The 17,870-nt window shown below is 41.5% G+C and carries 19 protein-coding genes and 2 pseudogenes; 15 read left to right on the forward strand and 6 right to left on the reverse strand.

Annotated elements, in window-relative coordinates:
- The 11 genes and pseudogenes from AB3G73_RS08660 (at position 1) to AB3G73_RS08710 (ending at position 9,481) form a co-directional block, all read left to right on the forward strand.
- On the forward strand, positions 1-792 hold the full coding sequence (locus tag AB3G73_RS08660) for a hypothetical protein (RefSeq protein WP_008766339.1): 792 nt from the start codon (positions 1-3) through the stop codon (positions 790-792).
- 22 nt (positions 793-814) lie between these two features.
- The gene (locus AB3G73_RS08665; RefSeq protein WP_367744528.1) at positions 815-1,627 is read left to right on the forward strand and encodes a DUF1566 domain-containing protein; all 813 of its coding nucleotides are present in this window, start codon (positions 815-817) and stop codon (positions 1,625-1,627) included.
- Positions 1,628-1,772: 145 nt separating this feature from the next.
- Positions 1,773-2,153 carry a four helix bundle protein gene (locus AB3G73_RS08670; RefSeq protein WP_004308951.1) on the forward strand — a complete coding sequence of 127 codons (381 nt, stop codon included), beginning with the start codon at positions 1,773-1,775 and terminating at the stop codon, positions 2,151-2,153.
- 14 nt (positions 2,154-2,167) lie between these two features.
- Positions 2,168-3,589 (forward strand): reverse transcriptase, encoded by a 1,422-nt coding sequence (locus AB3G73_RS08675; RefSeq protein ID WP_367744530.1) that lies wholly within the window; start codon positions 2,168-2,170, stop codon positions 3,587-3,589.
- Entirely contained in the window at positions 3,555-3,830 is a 276-nt protein-coding gene (locus AB3G73_RS08680) for a hypothetical protein (RefSeq protein WP_008766343.1), read from the forward strand. The genes AB3G73_RS08675 and AB3G73_RS08680 overlap by 35 nt, the downstream gene beginning before the upstream one ends.
- 133 nt (positions 3,831-3,963) lie before the next feature.
- Positions 3,964-4,395 (forward strand): annotated as a pseudogene (locus AB3G73_RS08685) (TonB-dependent receptor); the annotation flags it as partial.
- A gap of 17 nt (positions 4,396-4,412) precedes the next feature.
- A complete protein-coding gene (locus AB3G73_RS08690) occupies positions 4,413-6,392 on the forward strand; it encodes a YncE family protein (RefSeq protein WP_367744531.1) in 1,980 nt (659 codons plus the stop codon).
- Positions 6,393-6,428: 36 nt separating this feature from the next.
- Positions 6,429-7,202: a DUF4465 domain-containing protein gene (locus tag AB3G73_RS08695; RefSeq protein ID WP_195649439.1), complete on the forward strand. Its 774-nt coding sequence runs from the start codon at positions 6,429-6,431 to the stop codon at positions 7,200-7,202.
- Positions 7,203-7,491: 289 nt separating this feature from the next.
- Positions 7,492-8,865, forward strand: a complete 1,374-nt coding sequence (locus AB3G73_RS08700) for a tryptophanase (protein ID WP_148364850.1) — start codon at positions 7,492-7,494, stop codon at positions 8,863-8,865.
- An 80-nt stretch (positions 8,866-8,945) separates the two neighbouring features.
- Complete coding sequence (locus AB3G73_RS08705; protein WP_367744534.1) at positions 8,946-9,248, forward strand: GNAT family N-acetyltransferase; 303 nt, start codon at positions 8,946-8,948, stop codon at positions 9,246-9,248.
- Between the two features lie 8 nt (positions 9,249-9,256).
- Complete coding sequence (locus tag AB3G73_RS08710) at positions 9,257-9,481, forward strand: (4Fe-4S)-binding protein (RefSeq protein ID WP_004300640.1); 225 nt, start codon at positions 9,257-9,259, stop codon at positions 9,479-9,481.
- A 38-nt stretch (positions 9,482-9,519) separates the two neighbouring features.
- Here AB3G73_RS08710 and AB3G73_RS08715 read toward each other — a convergent pair whose 3' ends face one another.
- The 4 genes from AB3G73_RS08715 to mutY all read right to left on the reverse strand — a co-directional run bounded on the left by AB3G73_RS08715 (position 9,520) and on the right by mutY (position 13,222).
- Positions 9,520-10,152 (reverse strand): 4'-phosphopantetheinyl transferase superfamily protein, encoded by a 633-nt coding sequence (locus AB3G73_RS08715; protein ID WP_342989071.1) that lies wholly within the window; start codon positions 10,150-10,152, stop codon positions 9,520-9,522.
- Positions 10,130-11,485 (reverse strand): gliding motility-associated protein GldE, encoded by a 1,356-nt coding sequence (locus AB3G73_RS08720; protein ID WP_148364847.1) that lies wholly within the window; start codon positions 11,483-11,485, stop codon positions 10,130-10,132. Before AB3G73_RS08720 ends, AB3G73_RS08715 begins: the two co-directional genes overlap by 23 nt.
- A 77-nt stretch (positions 11,486-11,562) precedes the next feature.
- Entirely contained in the window at positions 11,563-12,042 is a 480-nt protein-coding gene (locus AB3G73_RS08725; protein ID WP_117934141.1) for a single-stranded DNA-binding protein, read from the reverse strand.
- A gap of 145 nt (positions 12,043-12,187) precedes the next feature.
- Positions 12,188-13,222, reverse strand: coding sequence for an A/G-specific adenine glycosylase (mutY, locus tag AB3G73_RS08730; RefSeq protein WP_148364846.1), 1,035 nt, complete (start codon positions 13,220-13,222; stop codon positions 12,188-12,190).
- A 211-nt stretch (positions 13,223-13,433) separates the two neighbouring features.
- Between mutY and AB3G73_RS08735 the strand changes: the two genes are divergently transcribed.
- Together AB3G73_RS08735 and AB3G73_RS08740 are read left to right on the forward strand one after the other, a co-directional pair.
- Positions 13,434-13,709: an HU family DNA-binding protein gene (locus tag AB3G73_RS08735; protein ID WP_004300646.1), complete on the forward strand. Its 276-nt coding sequence runs from the start codon at positions 13,434-13,436 to the stop codon at positions 13,707-13,709.
- A 282-nt stretch (positions 13,710-13,991) separates the two neighbouring features.
- Positions 13,992-15,566, forward strand: a complete 1,575-nt coding sequence (locus AB3G73_RS08740) for an Rne/Rng family ribonuclease (RefSeq protein WP_148364845.1) — start codon at positions 13,992-13,994, stop codon at positions 15,564-15,566.
- Between the two features lie 45 nt (positions 15,567-15,611).
- On the opposite strand, the pseudogene AB3G73_RS08745 reads toward AB3G73_RS08740, so the two are convergent.
- Positions 15,612-15,816, reverse strand: a pseudogene (locus AB3G73_RS08745) (AAA family ATPase); the annotation flags it as partial.
- Complete coding sequence (locus tag AB3G73_RS08750) at positions 15,812-15,919, reverse strand: AAA family ATPase (RefSeq protein WP_195649435.1); 108 nt, start codon at positions 15,917-15,919, stop codon at positions 15,812-15,814. The gene AB3G73_RS08750 and the pseudogene AB3G73_RS08745, both read right to left, overlap by 5 nt.
- Positions 15,920-16,237: 318 nt before the next feature.
- Here AB3G73_RS08750 and AB3G73_RS08755 point away from each other — a divergent pair, with 318 nt between their 5' ends.
- On the forward strand, positions 16,238-17,239 hold the full coding sequence (locus AB3G73_RS08755; RefSeq protein WP_234132828.1) for a Fic family protein: 1,002 nt from the start codon (positions 16,238-16,240) through the stop codon (positions 17,237-17,239).
- 4 nt (positions 17,240-17,243) lie between these two features.
- Positions 17,244-17,609 (forward strand): DUF4248 domain-containing protein, encoded by a 366-nt coding sequence (locus AB3G73_RS08760; RefSeq protein WP_195649433.1) that lies wholly within the window; start codon positions 17,244-17,246, stop codon positions 17,607-17,609.
- Positions 17,610-17,870: the final 261 nt, after the last annotated feature.

Here is a 17,870-nt window from a genome sequence, read left to right on the forward strand (position 1 = left end):
ATGAGTACAAAAGAACAGAGCGCAACCCTGCTGCGTCTCAATAAACAGGAACAGGTAAAAGCCTTGCAGGCGGTAGGCTTTGCCGACATTACGGAAAACTCGCGTGCCAGCGAGTTCCCGAACCGGATAAAGTGGGCTACCGGGTTGCTGGACATGCGGGTGGCATGTAACCGGATTTCCGATAATTCCAAATGGTATTTTACCCGTGAGGAGTGGAACTCGTTGACTCCTGCCAACAAGTTGAAGTTTATCCGTCGTGGTTTGTGCATCCGGGCACATTCGCAGTCTTTTGTCATTGCGGCACAAGAGTGTTATGCAGCTGACTTGTCTTCCAGCTTCTATTGGGGCGGTCTTGGTAAAGCGATTGACGGGCTTTCCGCAAAGATGCTGGGCAAAATGTACACCTGCTTCACCGGGAAAGAAGATACACGCCTGATCCTTGATGCCCTGAAAGGGACAAATTCGAACGGCGTGGAAGGCGCACCCGCTGCGGAAGCTGCCGTAGCCTATAAAGCCTTCACGCTCGATGGCGACGGTCTGGAGGATGATACTGAATGGTTCTTGCCTTCTTCCGGACAGATGATGATCATGTATCGATACCGTGACCAAATCAATGAAATGCTGCGTGCATTTTGGAGCAGTGACAGCATGTTCCTGACGGACAAATACTACTGGACGAGCACGTACTATGATACGACAAATGCATGGACGTGCAATTTGAATACCGGACACATGAACGTACAGAATAAAAATACAAGCCTGTTGCATGTAAGGGCAACGGCAGAAGAGTAATCCATTAAAACAGTACATATTTATGACAGACAAGAATAATGAAAGCGCATTGCTTTTGCGCATGAATAAAGAAGAACAGGTATCTGTTTTGCAGGAGATCGGTTTTACCAACGTGAACGAAAATACGCCTGCCAGTGACATTGCAAAATATATCAGATGGGCTGGCGGGCTGCTTGACCTGTCCTTTGCCACAATCCGGATCGAAGACGGTGTCAACGTGTTCTTTACTGCTGAAGAATGGAATTCCCTTAGCGCAAATAACCGTTCAAAATACCTGCGTGTAGGTGTCCGTATCCGTGCGGATCGTCGCCAGTTCGTCATAGCGAAAAGCGACTGCACTGACGATATAGGCGGGCGTACTTTCAAATGGGGGGCATACGGTACGGACATCCGTGGCGTTAAGAATTACGGGAACGGTAATCAAGGGCTTTATGAAACGGCAGACGGAAAGCAAAATACTGATGCTATCATAGAAGCCACTGCAGGAGTCAAGGATAATTCCGGTGTCGTCGGTGCACCAGCCGCAGAAGCAGCAAAGAACTATAAGGCTTGTACGCTTGAACAGGACGGACTTGAAGACAAAACCGAATGGTATCTTCCCAGTGAAGGAGAACTCATTACCATCGCTAAATATAAGACCGAAATCAATGAGCTATTATCCTCTGTATCAGGTAATCAAAATATAATTACAACCGACTGGTATTGGAGCAGCACCGAATACGACTCCTCGAGCGCGTGGTACGTGGACATGAACGACGGCAGCGTGAACACGTACAGCAAGCCTAGCGCAGGCAGGGTTCGTCCCGTTTCCGCAATAGATTCTTTATCTCTTTAACTCTTTATCTCTTAGATAGTTACGTTTAATTAGCCCCGGTAGGGGCTTTTTAAGTTTTAAAATTTTGAAAAAATGAGTGTTAATTGTTTGACAATCATTAACTTTGCGGAGCAAAAGAAAAATTTAAAAAATATCAAAAATTAACATGGGAAAAGCAGAAGACAGACCAGTCTATCAGTGTATGTATCGGTTATTAATGTTGATACTCGATGCAAGAGACAAGTTTCCGAAGAATTACAGGTACGAATTCGGTACGGAACTTATGATGTCCGCCCTTCGCTGTTGTGAGTTGATCCGTTATGCAAATTCAAGCCTTCCGCGTCGCGTGGAATACCTGAACGAATTCCTTGTTAAGTTTGATACGTTGAAACTCTTATTAAGGGTATGTCGAGACCGGAAACTGATCAATATTCAGACGACAGCAGACATCATTGAGATGATTACGTCGATTGAAAAGCAAATTATAGGGTGGCGTAATTTCACCGCTTCCCAGGAAAAGACAGCTTCCGTAAAGCCAGAGCCATAATCTTCACGGAGTTTATGGGAGAGCAATCTAATTTATCTATTGGGCATTCCCCCGGTAATGAACCGGGAAAGACTAAGACAGTGAATGCTGAATCCTCGAACGCGTGGTACGTGAACATGAACAACGGCAACGTGAACACGAACAACAAGCCTAACGCAGGCAGGGTTCGTCCCGTTTCCGCAACAGATAAACCGATCTATGACATACCCTTATCTTCCATCGTGCATGCATTTGACGTCTGTTGCAAGAATAAACGCAATACAGATGACTGCATAGAGTTTTCGTTTGAATATGACACGGATTTGGTTGCCGTGTGGGATGCTATCAGATACGGTCGCTACGAACCTGATTATTCAAAATGCTTCATACGGAAAAAGCCCGTTCTTCGTGAAATTTTTGCTTCCGCTTATGTTGATCGTGTAATACAACATTGGGCTGATCTACGCCTTGATCCTATTTTGGAAGAGCGTTTTCAGGCACAGGGAAATGTTTCAAAAAATTGCCGTATTGGTGAAGGAGCACTTTCGGCTGTTACCTATCTGAATGGGATGATCATGGAAGTCAGTGAAAATTATACGAAAGACGCATACATTTTCAAGGGTGATTTCAAAAGCTTTTTTATGTCAATGTCCAAATCCCTGTTATGGGAAATGATCGACCTGTTTATCCGGGATAACTATAAAGGCGACGATATAGAGTGTTTATTATATATATTGCGCACTGTTATCTTTCACCAGCCACAGCATAAATGTTATAGGAAATCACCGTTACATTTATGGGATGAGTTGCCTCATGATAAAAGTTTGTTTCATGCTGATCCGGATCATGGTTTTGCCCCCGGCAGTCTTCATGCGCAGAAATTCGCAAATTTTATCGGCTCTTGTTTTGATTACTATGTTTCCGAAATACTGGGAATCAAGTATTATGTGCGTTTTGTGGATGATTTCGCCTTTGTAATGCGTAATAAAGAAGATATTCTAAATACTGTTCCTTTGCTTGACAGTTACCTGAAAGAGCAGCTGCTTCTTAAATTACATCCTAAAAAAATATATATACAGCATCATTCTAAGGGAGTTTTGTTTGTAGGGGCATTCATTTTGCCCGGTCGAATTTATATTTCAAACCGTGTTGTCGGTAATTTATACGATGTAATCAGCAAATATAATAAAATAGCGGAGGAAGGCTTTGCGGAAGCACACGCGGACAAATTTGTTGCCACCCTGAATTCCTACTATGGATTAATGAGGCATTTCAATACGTACAATCTAAGACGGAAAGTGGCGAAACGTATTAATCCTGCATGGTGGGAATATTTTTATGTTCAGGGACATTGGGAGGTTTTTGTGTTGAAGAACGAATATAATTTTAAGAAACAATTAAAAAAACAAATAAGAAAAGGCAATGCGAAAAAATATCTTACCCCGGAAATTGGCTAAGCCGATCGAACAATTATCCGATGGAACATGGATAATACGATATGCAATACAATCCATTGACAGAACCGATAACGAAGGAAACGAACTGGTGACATTTGCCAGTTCCATATTCCTTGAAAAACCAACGTTGGAAATGATAAAAAAAAGTATTCATAGATATGCAATGAGCGTTCTTGATGATGAAGATGTTCTTCCGCTTGTTGCCAATCCTGATTTATCAGTTTACATGATCATAGATTGAAATTAAAGCCTGTTTAAACGATGATTAAACAGGCTTTAATTTTGCACCAAAAATCACATTTTGTTTTATGTTAATATGTGTTTTAATGACACATTTTGTTTTTCGGTCGGGAATTTTTTGATTTGGCGATTGTACAGGAAGTCTCTCCCTCCAACCCTGGGAAAAAATCCGCATCAACCTCTCGGGTAACTATACATACCAACGAGCATTAGACGTTACCCCACCCGATCCAAACACGTATGAATCGACATACAAACACCAGATAGCCTACACTCCCCGTGTCTCCGCTTCGGGGCAGGCAGGCATTGAAACACCATGGATCAATCTGTCTTACTCATTCCTATTTTCAGGAAAGCGCTACGCGTTGGGACAAAACATTGCCGAAAACAGATTAGATAGTTATAGCGACCACAGTATTTCTGCAAGCCGCGATTTCCAGATAAGAAAAGTCACCACCTCTTTCAGCGTGGAAGTACTGAACCTGATGGACAAGAATTACGAGATTGTGAAATACTTCCCAATGCCCGGACGATCTGTAAGAGCGACAATAAAAATAAGATATTAAATATTATAAAATAGGATATGGTCGTGAAAAGGAAATTAATGTATATATTCTGGTGTTGGCTGTCATTGATCTTGTTATTCATGGCATGTGATGACATGGAAGACAAACCTTTCACATCAGGCATTATAGGTGATCCGACAGAAACGGGTACCGCTGAATTATATGTATTATGTGAAGGACTGTTCAACCAGAATAACAGCTCATTGGCACGTTTCTCTTTCGGCAATCAACAAATGGTTCGTGATTACTTCAAAGCAGTCAACCACCGGGGATTAGGAGATACAGCCAACGATATGGCTATTTATGGAAGCAAGGTGTATGTCGTAGTCAACATCTCCAGTACAGTAGAAGTGGTAGATTTTCGTACAGGAACCTCATTGAAACAAATTCAAATGCAGGCAGAAAATGGGAGTTCCCGCCAACCACGCTATATCGCTTTTCATAAAGATAAAGCATACGTATGTTCCTATGACGGAACCGTTGCACGTATAGATACAACCTCCCTTTCCATAGATGCCATCACATCAGTGGGACGTAACCCTGACGGCATTTGTGTACAAAACGAAAAGCTATATATTTCCAATTCCGGCGGATTGGATTATTCATCAGGGCTGGGTGTAGATAATACAGTATCCGTTGTCGATATTGCCACATTCAAAGAAAGTAACAAAATTATAGTAGGCCCGAATCCCAGTAAAATAGTAGCAGGTCCGGATGAAACCGTCTATGTAGCCACCCGTGGCGAAGATATAGAAGCCGGAGATTATAATTTCGTCAAGATAGACTGCCGGACAAACAAAGTCACTCAATCTAACGAGAAAGTGCAAAACTTCGCCATCGACGGAGATATAGCCTATCTATACAATTACAACTATACCACACAGACTTCTTCTATCAAGATGTTCAATCTGAAAACAGAAGAAACAATCCGTGAGAATTTCATAACCGATGGAACTGTGATAAAAACACCTTACGGTATCAATATCAACCCGTACAGCAACAATGTATATATCACCGAAGCACACGATTACACCACTTACGGCGACTTACTTTGTTTCAACCAACAAGGACAACTCATGTTCCGCCTGAACAACATCGGACTTAACCCGAATACCATCGCATTCAGTGACAAAGCCTCACAAAGCAATATTGACGATAATGACGACGACACGGAAAACCCTCTGGCTTTCGCCAATAAAGTATGGGAATACCGTCCTGCTCCCGGACAATTTATCAATACTACCACATCAGCATACAAGGATGGATTTACCTACGATGAAATATTGGAAGAAGCAACCCGCAGAATCCGGCAAAAATCGCTTATTACATTAGGAGGATTTGGTGGCTACATTGTTTTAGGATTCCCACAGCCCATTCCGAATGTAACGGGAGAATATGACTTCAAGGTAAGAGGCAATGCTTACTACAATTCCAAAACCGGAACAGGAGAACTGGGAGGAAGTGCCGAACCGGGAATTGTATTCGTATCCAAAGATGCAAACGGTAATGGAAAACCTGATGACGAATGGTATGAACTGAAAGGCAGCGAATACGGGAAAGACACAGAAACCCGCGGATATGAAATAACCTATTTTCGCCCGAACCCAGCCAACCAAAAGGTGCTCTGGAAGGACAATCAAGGCAATGAAGGATATATTCTCCGCAATAGTTTCCACAATCAGGAATCCTATTATCCACTTTGGATAGAAGATAATGAAATCACATTCCGGGGAACACGCCTAAAAGACAATGCCGTTCCGGAAAATGGATTATGGGTAGGATATTGTTATCCATGGGGATATGCAGACAACCATCCCAACACCAAGGAAGAAAGTAATTTCAAGATAGATTGGGCTGTGGATGGTAACGGCACACCAGCCGACTTGGATCAAATCGACTTCGTAAAGATTACGACTGCAGTCAACCAGGATGCAGGACAAATGGGTGAAATATCCACCGAAGTCACAACCGTTGAAAACTTACATTTCAAAAAATAATCAACAATTAATTAATAACTAAAATCAGAAAAGAACATGAAGAAATTATCCTTATTATTACTGTTATCAGTATTTGTATTTTGCGGCTGTAGCGATGATGACGATGATGTAAAAGATGATGTAAAAAACGAAGTGGTTGCCAGTTTTGAAAATAAATTAACAAAAGCAGAGAGTGAATTTACTCCCACAGGTGATCAACCAACAGGCTATGATATTCTCGAGACAAGTATCAAAGATAATCAGAATCTAATTGAATGTAATCATTATTATGCAGCATGGGGACTTGCTGGAGGATTTACTTACACCAATAAAACTGACATTACCACTCCCGGATCTGCTAATAGCAGTGCTATTACAGGAAAAGGTAAAAATGGGACAACCTATCTCACTGCATATACCAGTAGCTTTAACACTGCAAAGATTACTAATCTCAAAGGAGAATATGCATTTAAAGGAGCATGGGTTACTAATACAACTTATGCATATCTAGCCATCAAAAACGGAGACGATGGACAAGATCCATCTATGGTAAAGAAATTCGCCAATGGTGACTGGTATAAAATAACAGCTGTTGGTTACAGAGCCAATGACAATGAAATAGGAAGAGTCGATTTCTATCTTGCCGATTTCAGAAACGGAAAAACCGAAATTGTAAACACATGGCAATGGTTTGATTGGAGCAGTATTAAAAATGCTGATTATATTAAATTTGAAATGAGTTCCACTGATAATTCAGAATATGAAGGAGTATCTTATATGAACACTCCTTCTTATTTCTGCCTTGACGGTATTACACTTATCGAGGACTAAACAACCACTGTTCAATTGACATCAATCGGTTATATACTTATTTCTAATCAGCCTATTGATTACCAATAATCAAACTTATAATCATATTCAATCGAATGCATAATTTTAAAGAGCCGGATATTCTTTTAAGGAATCCGGCTCTCTTTATATCTACCTATTACAAATTGATATATTACTAGCCCATGGAGAAGTAATTCCAATAGTTATAACTTACAAAAAGTCATCATATATTTGCTAATCACGCAAATTTTAGCTACATTCGTCGTTCAAAACTATTAAATCTACGACAATGGAATTACCTTTTGCTGAATCATGGAAAATAAAGATGGTAGAACCCATCCGGAAAAGCACACGTGAAGAGCGCGAGCAATGGATTAAAGAAGCACATTATAATGTCTTTCAACTCAAATCAGAACAAGTTTATATAGATCTCATCACCGACTCCGGGACCGGAGCGATGAGCGACCGCCAATGGGCGGGAATGATGCTAGGTGATGAAAGCTATGCCGGAGCGACCTCATTCTTCAAGTTGAAAGAGATGATTACGAAACTAACAGGATTTGAATACATCATACCAACCCATCAGGGACGTGCCGCTGAAAATGTCCTTTTCTCTTATTTGGTACATGAAGGAGACATTGTGCCCGGAAACTCGCATTTTGACACCACCAAAGGACACATTGAGGGACGTCATGCCATCGCATTAGACTGCACCATCGATGCAGCCAAACAAACCCAACTAGAAATACCGTTTAAAGGAAATGTAGACCCTGATAAATTACAGAAAGCCCTCACAGAATACGCAGAACGGATTCCTTTTATCATCGTCACCATCACCAACAATACAGCCGGAGGACAACCCGTCTCCATGCAAAACTTGTACGAAATACGTGCCATTGCCGACAAATATGGCAAACCCGTACTTTTCGACTCTGCACGTTTTGCCGAGAACGCCTACTTTATCAAAATGCGCGAAGAAGGTTACCGAGACAAAACTATCAAAGAAATCACACGGGAAATGTTCTCTCTTGCCGATGGCATGACAATGAGCGCCAAGAAAGACGGAATCGTCAATATGGGCGGATTTATTGCCACGCGGCGTGCAGACTGGTATGAAGGTGCAAAAGGTTTCTGTGTACAATACGAAGGCTATCTCACCTACGGAGGCATGAACGGACGGGATATGAACGCCCTCGCCATCGGACTGGACGAAAACACCGAATTCGACAACCTCGAAACACGTATCAAACAAGTGGAATACCTGGCAAAGAAACTGGATGAATACGGAATCCCTTACCAACGCCCGGCCGGAGGACACGCCATCTTCATTGATGCGCCTAAAGTGCTGACACATGTTCCTCGAGAAGAATTCCCAGCGCAGACGCTAACCATAGAACTTTACCTGGAAGCCGGTATCCGTGGATGCGAAATCGGCTATATCCTTGCCGACCGTGATCCGGTGACCCATGAAAACCGCTTCAACGGTCTTGACCTACTCCGCCTCGCCATTCCCCGCAGAGTATATACCGACAATCACATGAATGTAATAGCTGCCGCCCTCAAAAATGTATATGAACGCAGAGAAAGCATCACTCATGGAGTACGTATCGCCTGGGAAGCTCCCTTAATGAGACACTTCACAGTCCAATTGGAAAGATTATAAACTTGGAGAATATTTGTTCGCGTAAAACAAAAGTGTTCTCCAAGTGTTTATGTTATAATCGAACTTAATACGTAAAAATTATGGCAGAAGATCATAAATTAATAGACAACGAAGAAAAACATCGGTATGAGTTTCAGATCGATGGCAAAATAGCTGAAATAGACTATATCAAATCAAACAATGGAGAAATATACCTTGTACCTACCGAAGTACCCGCTTCATTAGGCGGCAAGGGAGTAGGCTCACAACTTGCAGAAAAAGCATTGGCAGACATCGAGCGACAAGGTCTACGCTTGGTACCGCTTTGCCCGTTTGTAGCCGGTTACATTCACAAACATCCGGAATGGAAGCGAATTGTAATGCGTGGTATTCATATTAAATAAATACATATATGGGAAAAAAAATTGAATATACCAATGGTGAACTGACCATTGTGTGGCAGCCTGAATTATGTCAGCATGCCGGAATATGTGTAAAGATGCTACCCAATGTTTATCATCCAAAAGAAAGACCCTGGGTACAAATCGAAAATGCGACAACAGAAGAATTAATTGCACAAATCGGCAAATGTCCGTCAGGAGCATTGAGCTATCGACTTAATAAAAAAGAGAAATAACACACCGAGAAAAGAGCTTCACACACTTCTTCATTCGTTCAATTCAATGTCCACGTCAATACAAAGTCCGGACAGATACGATAACCGACAGAATAAAGTTCTTGCTGCTCCGTAGCCAACTCCTGAACCTGAAACGTCCCCTCCGCTTGAGGAATAAAATGCGTCAACCGGAGTTTACGAAGATCAGCATCCGCATTTTCCATCCGCTTGAAAACAGCTTCCTTTGCCGACCAATGCAATAACAGCCCCCAGGTTATATCTCCCAGATAAGATTCTACTTGCTCGTCAGGACGGATATAACGGTCGGATACCTTGTGAACCCGTTGAGCATATTGCTCAATGTCAATGCCTACCGGAACCGAAAAAGCAAGCATCACCGCCACATAACCTTTCGTATGAGAAATACTGATAAAAAAAGAATGATCTGTGAGATAAGGTTTCCCATCGGGAGAATAACCGATTTCCTTATCCTCCTGCAACATGGAATACAACAGAACACGAACCGACAACCATTCCATCTTACGACGTTCGGAGACAAAGCGATTCAATTCCTGCTCACAGAAAGCTCTTCGCGCACCGGGCAAAAGAAGCAATAAAGCATCCAAAGACTCTTCCATCTTCCAGACAGCCCACTGTATACCATTTGTCTTATACTGCAGAAACAACGCCATCTTCCACTTCCTTCGGCAGAATTGTGAACTTAACTTTCAATATACGGCGACTATCCATTTCGAGCACTTCAAACTCATAATTGTGATACGTCACTTTCTCATGCAGCACCGGGAATTCACCTTTAATTTCGAGCAACATACCTGCCAATGTATCTGCATCACCCACCACCTTTTCAAATTCGTCTTCGTCTACTTTTGCAATCTTATAGAAATCCGTCAACTGCGTTTTCGCTTCAAATATCCAAGTATGGTCATTCAAAACAACGTATGTACGCTCTTCATCATCGTATTCGTCGTGAATTTCCCCTACAATCTCTTCAATAATATCCTCCATCGTTACCAGTCCGGAAGTTCCTCCAAACTCATCCACAACGATAGCAATATGAATCTTATTCGCCTGGAAGTCACGCAGCAAATCATCAATCATCTTCGTCTCCGGCACAAAATAAGCCGGGCGAATCAATGACTGCCAACGGAAATTATCCCCCTTATTGACATGAGGCAGAAGATCTTTAATATACAGCACCCCCTTGATATTGTCCCGTGAACCGGAATAGATAGGAATACGTGAATAAGCATTTTCAATGATACACAGCATCACCTCCTTGAAAGACGTACGGATATCCAAATCGACCATATCCAGGCGTGATGTCATCACCTCCTTCACGGTTTCCCCACCGAAACGGATAATGCCCTCCAGAATATTATTCTCTTCAGAAAGCTCCGCTTTATCCGTCAGTTCCAACGCGTGCGACAGTTCATCCACAGAAATATTGTGACTCTTCTTAGCAAAATGCTTATTCAGAAAAGTTGTCGAACGCACAAGCACAGTAGCTATCGGACGGAATACCTTCTCCAGGAAGTAAATTCCCGGTGCCGAAAAACGGCAAAAGGCTAATGTTTTCTGTGCCGAATAGATCTTTGGCATAATTTCACCGAACAACAACAGCAGGAAAGTCAGGATGACGGTCAGTATCAGGAACTCTGCCAATGGAGAATGGAAGACAAACACATTCATAAAGAAGAAGTTGCAGAGCATGATAATGGTCACATTCACAAAATTGTTCGTAATCAATATCGTTGCCAAGAGGCGTTCTGAATCACCCAACAGGGCACTTATTTTTTCATCGGAAGGATGATTGTGTTCATCAATATCATTCCGATCGGACGGAGTAAGTGAAAAAAAAGCTATTTCGGAAGCCGAAGCAAAGCCGGAACCAAGCAGGAGCACACCTGCCAGCACTATGGCAATAATAGCAGAGATAGAAGGAGTGTTTACGGTAATACCGTTGAAAATGTCAGCCAATTGGCTTAAATAACCATCTGAGTCCAAAGAGTTTATATTTTAGTTAAACAAAAGATAATGTGCCAATGAGTTAGAAAAAATCGATTGGCACACTATCACATTATTTAGAACGGCAAATCATCTGCCGGATTATCTTGTACAGGTTGCGCCTGCGACTGCTGCGTTTGTTGCGGCTGGCCGGCAACCGGTTGTTGCTGCTGTCCCATAGCAGGTTGTCCGGAAGCAGAAGCTCCCGCACCCGGGTTGGCTCCTTTCGGAGACAACATTTCCATATTATCCACATAAATTTCGGTGATATAGCGCATAGCACCCGACTGGTCGCTGTAAGAACGCGTTCTTATCTTCCCTTCCAGATACAGTTTGTCACCTTTGTGCACATATTTATCTACAATCTCCGCCAAACGGTTAGATGCAACGATATTATGCCATTCTGTTCTTTCGGGAATCTGGGTTCCATTAGCCAACGTATATCCACGATCCGTCGTAGCCAATGGGAAAGTTGCCACTGCCGAACCTGTATCGAAGTATTTCACCCGAGGATCTTGTCCTACGTTTCCTATCAATATCACTCTATTTACTGACATATCTGTATCAAGTTTATGATTCTTTAAATTAAATCCGCTGCCAAAATTAAACAGAATAACAATAGGATGCAAGAATTTTAAGTATTAAAGTTTTAAGTATTAGGCTGTGCCATAAACTGGATGGTTAATACTTAATACCTAATACTTAATACTTGATTAAGTTTTGTACCAGCTTTGAAATAGCGTACTGCTCCAGTTCCTCTACTTTTATTTTCTGGAAATTACCGAAAGAAGTCAAATTTTCAGAGATTGTTACTTCATACAGATTAGCATAAATCACCCGGTGAGACAACACATGCTTCACTTCCCTGCAAACAGAACGCACCACCGGCACTTCCCCCGACGCAAAGAATGCACGGAATTCCGGCAAAGCAAGAAACTCTTCCTCCGAAAGAGCCGTCGGAGTTTCTATCAATGGCAATTCGAACAAATTCTTCCAAATATCATTTCCTGTTCGTTTATTTATAAAGGTATACGCGCCCGCACGTACATAAATATAATTGAAGTAACGGTTGGTAGTCTTTGTTTTGTGCTGTTTCACCGGAAGCTTTGTCACCAACCCCTTCGAAAGTGCCGAACAACCGCCTGCCAACGGACAGAACAAACAGTTGGGCGACTGCGGAGTACACTGAATTGCTCCGAAATCCATTATCCCCTGATTATAAACAGCCGGATGCTTTTTATCCAACATCTCGTCTGCCAATGCTGCAAAAAGTTTCTTTCCCTCCGTCGAATCAATCGGAGTATCTATACCGAAATAACGTGAAAGCACCCGATACACATTGCCATCCACCACCGCATAGGGCATGCCGTAAGCAAACGAACAGATAGCCGCCGCCGTGTACTCCCCCACTCCTTTCAGAGCCAGCACTTCCGGATATGTTTTCGGGAAAACACCATTCATGCTTTTGGCGGCGGCATGAAGATTGCGGGCACGCGAATAATACCCCAACCCCTGCCAATACTTCATCACCTCATCCTCATCCGCAGCGGCCAAAGTCTGTACATCGGGAAAACGCTTGATAAAGCGAAGAAAATAATCATACCCCTGCGCCACCCGCGTCTGTTGAAGAATAATCTCCGAAATCCAGATCAAATACGGATCGGCAGACTCCCTCCAAGGCAATTCACGTTTATTCTCTTCATACCACTCTACAATCGTTTTCGTAAACTCGTTCATATCCTCGCTCCTAATGTATTATCTAACATTTATCTTGTATATCCTACTCAAAAGGCACACAAAAGTAACTCTTTTAGCTCTAAGAAAACCCTATGCCACTATTTTTTTAGAAAAATGTGCAGAATATATTTTTTTAGGAGCTTAAAAAGCTATATATTTGCAGTCCAAAAAATTAGCAATAACATAGTAATAATATTTTTTTTAAGGAAAAATGACTAAAGCAGATATTGTAAACGAGATTACAAAGAAAACTGGGATTGACAAGCAGACAGTTCTTACAACAGTTGAAGCATTTATGGATGCAGTAAAGGATTCGCTGTCTAATGATGAGAATGTATACCTGCGTGGGTTTGGTAGTTTCGTAGTAAAGAAAAGAGCACAGAAGACTGCTCGCAACATTTCTAAAAATACTACGATTATTATTCCGGAGCACAACATTCCGGCTTTCAAACCGGCTAAGACATTTACAATTTCAGTAAAGAAATAATAAACAAGAGTATTAACCCATAAAATGTGAAGCTATGCCAAGCGGAAAAAAGAAAAAAAGACATAAAATGTCTACGCACAAGCGTAAAAAAAGACTAAGAAAGAACAGACATAAAAGCAAAAAATAATTTTTAAGTCTGGATCACACAGAAATAAAGAACAAACTTGCGAAGCCAATGTCTTTCAAGTTTGTTCTTTGTTTAAGTAGCTAACCCAAAATGAACATTTTGTAAAAAAAGTTGTTCATATAAATGAGATTCAATCAATAATAAGGAAACAAACAGTGACAAGTGAACTAGTAGTTGACGTACAGCCCAAAGAGGTCTCCATCGCCCTTCTCGAAGATAAGAGCCTGGTGGAACTTCAAAGCGAAGGAAGAAATATTTCTTTCTCTGTGGGCAATATGTATTTGGGACGTATCAAGAAATTGATGCCCGGACTCAATGCATGCTTTGTAGACGTCGGTTACGAGAAAGACGCTTTCCTTCATTATCTGGACTTGGGTCCTCAATTTAACTCACTCGAAAAGTTTGTAAAGCAGACTTTAAGCGACAAAAAGAAGCTGACCTCCATCAGCAAAGCAACCCTGCTTCCCGACCTTGACAAGGATGGAACTGTATCCAACACACTCAAGGTAGGACAAGAAGTAGTGGTGCAAATCGTTAAGGAACCGATCTCCACTAAGGGGCCGCGACTGACGTCCGAAATTTCGTTTGCCGGACGCTATCTCGTACTGATCCCTTTCAATGATAAGGTTTCGGTATCGCAAAAAATTAAATCGAGCGAAGAACGCGCCCGCCTGAAACAGCTGCTGATGAGCATCAAACCGAAAAACTTCGGTGTCATTGTCCGCACGGTAGCCGAAGGCAAACGCGTAGCCGAACTCGACGGAGAGCTTAAAGTCTTGGTTAAGCATTGGGAAGATGCGATGGTAAAAGTACAAAAAGCCACCAAGTACCCGACGTTGATTTATGAAGAAACCAGCCGCGCCGTAGGTTTGTTGCGCGACCTCTTCAACCCATCATTTGAGAATATTCACGTCAACGACGAGGCTGTGTACAATGAAATTAAAGATTACGTATCACTGATTGCGCCCGACCGGGCTAATATCGTGAAACTGTACAAAGGCCAACTTCCCATTTACGACAATTTCGGTATCACCAAGCAGATTAAATCATCGTTTGGTAAAACAATCTCTTACAAGAGTGGTGCCTATCTGATTATTGAGCACACTGAGGCGCTTCACGTAGTAGACGTGAACAGCGGTAACCGCACCAAGAATGCCAACGGGCAGGAAGGTAACGCACTCGAAGTAAATCTGGGAGCCGCCGACGAGCTGGCCCGCCAACTGCGATTAAGAGATATGGGTGGTATCATTGTCGTCGACTTCATTGATATGAATGAAGCCGAAAACCGTCAAAAGCTTTATGAACGAATGTGTGCCAATATGCAGAAAGACAGGGCACGGCATAATATTCTGCCGCTTAGCAAATTCGGGCTAATGCAGATTACACGCCAACGTGTGCGTCCGGCAATGGACGTCAACACGACCGAAATCTGTCCTACTTGCTTCGGCAAAGGCACCATCAAATCGTCCATTCTCTTTACGGACACTTTGGAGAGTAAAATTGATTACCTGGTCAATAAACTGAAGGTTAAGAAATTCTCGTTACACGTCCATCCGTATGTTGCCGCCTACATCAATCAGGGACTCGTTTCCCTGAAACGGAAGTGGCAAATGAAATATGGATTCGGTATTAAGATTATTCCAAGTCAGAAACTCGCATTCCTGCAATATGTGTTCTATGATACACATGGAGAGGAAATCGATATGAAGGAAGAAATCGAAATCAAATAGACAGAAAAGGCGGCTCGTTAGGTACGGGTCGCCTTTTTGTTTATTCTATTTTTCTTCAACTTCAACTATCCATTTCTCAATATTCCGCATCTTAGCACTAAAGTTTACGCCAATCTTAAAGAGTTTACGACTGTCGCGGTCGAACGGTTGTGCATAGTGCCCTGCACTTGTATGATACTCCGCCTTGACATAGAACGAACTTGAAAACAATGAAGAGGACATTCTGATAATGCAATTCCTGATCGCTAATACCACAGATTATCAACATATTGGTTTCGCATCGAGATGTCATCCAAATTATTCAAATCACTGAATACACTGATCTTACCAAATTTAGTTACTCCTGTCAGCATACCGAATTTAATATATCCATCCTTTGTTTTTCAACTAAAGAAAACGCAAAACTTTATATGAAAGTTTCTACGACATAAAACAGAGGTCACTTCTAACCATGAACGTAATCGACCTCCTCGGCTTCTTTATGGTTATACCCTAAATGCTTATCAGATTCGTCACTCAAGATTAAAGAATTCTCTGATTATGATAAGGATATAATTACATATCACAAAGACAGACAAAGCTAACTACATTTATCCAATTTTGGTTATCTTTGTACAATCTCTAAAACAGAGAAATATTGAAATCATATAACAGAAAATTATATTTTAGCCATGTATACGCCTCCTTTCACTATATCTTCTCATGCTATTCATCTCATAGCCAATATATCCGCACAAGTGGAGCGATATGCTATCCGTATGGAACAAGAAGATTCTCTGTTGTTACGAAAGATCAATCGGATAAAAACGATTCAAGGCTCACTTGCTATAGAAGGAAATACATTGTCGGAAAGCCAAATTACAGATATTATTGAGGGAAGACACATCGTTGCCCCTATTCGTGAGATACAGGAAGTGCGAAATGCCATTAAAACATATAACTTATATCACACTTTCAATCCATATTCAGTGGATGATTTACTGAAAGCTCACCAAGTGATGATGGAAGCATTAGTAGATAATGCCGGACGTTTCCGCCAAGGAGGAGTTGGAGTATTTGCTGGCAAACAACTGATTCACATGGCTCCGCCTGCCGACCGTGTACCTTATCTTATCAATGATTTATTTGAATGGTTACAGCAATCGGACGATCATCTACTGATAAAAAGCTGCGTATTTCATTACGAATTTGAATTTATTCACCCATTTAGTGATGGAAATGGAAGAATAGGACGATTGTGGCAATCACTCATATTAGGTAAACTTCATCCTATATTCGAACATTTACCTGTAGAAAATATGGTATTTGCCAATCAACAAGCATATTATAATGCCATAAATAAGAGTACTGAAGCAGTAGATAGCGGAATATTTATTGATTTCATGCTACAGGAAATCTATGAGACTCTTAAAAAGCGCCAAGGAGAACCTGTTATACCGACAAAGAATGTCGGTATAAATGTCGGTATAAATGTCGGTATAAACGAGCTAAAAGTTGTGGAACTTTTAAGAAAGAACAATCAAACTACAGCTAAAGAAGTAGCCGAGTTTTTAGAAATCAGCATTCGACATAGTGAACGCCTATTCACTTCACTTAAACAGAATGGAGTTATTCAACGAATAGGGTCTAACAAAACTGGCTATTGGAAAATTAATGAAGATGTTCTCATTTAATTAAATGCTTTTCATACTTTTGCGAAAAATTAAACCAACAAACAAGTTTGATTTATCAATTAAAAACCGTAAAAAAATAAAAGAAGAAAAAGCAGTCACAGATGACTACATTATCAATGGTTTCAAACCATTCTCCCAGTTTGCAATGAAATATTTTCCGTGTCCTTCGAACGTTACCACATCCAGAAAAAGAATGCGTGACAAGATTGACCAAGACCTATCACGCATTTTCGCCCTGAAGTCTGCCGGATACACCGAACACATCACCTACCTGACACCGAAAATGCAGGAGATCATCATGCAATGCTGGGGACCTCCGAAAATTGTAGTACCCGTCCACCCAAATGGTCCCGAAGAAATGAAACATTAATCTTCAAAAAATGGAAGATCGAACTATATATTTTTAAATATATGTTTTATTATTTATATATTTATAATAATCAGGGTTGTGTTTCAAGGGGGCTTTTTTAGGCAGCTGTAACCGTCTGCCAGATAGCGAGTTATCTACTTCAGGAGACTGTTCCACTATGCGTTCGGCAAAAAGACGCTTTTTTACCCCCCTAAATGGAGGCTCCAAACCTATGAGAAAGAGCCTCCGTTTGATACATTCAAAGCCTCTGTTTCAGGCAAA

The sequence above is a fragment of the Bacteroides sp. L008 genome (genome assembly GCF_040812255.1).
In the GTDB taxonomy this organism is placed as follows: Bacteria; Bacteroidota; Bacteroidia; order Bacteroidales; family Bacteroidaceae; genus Bacteroides; species Bacteroides vicugnae.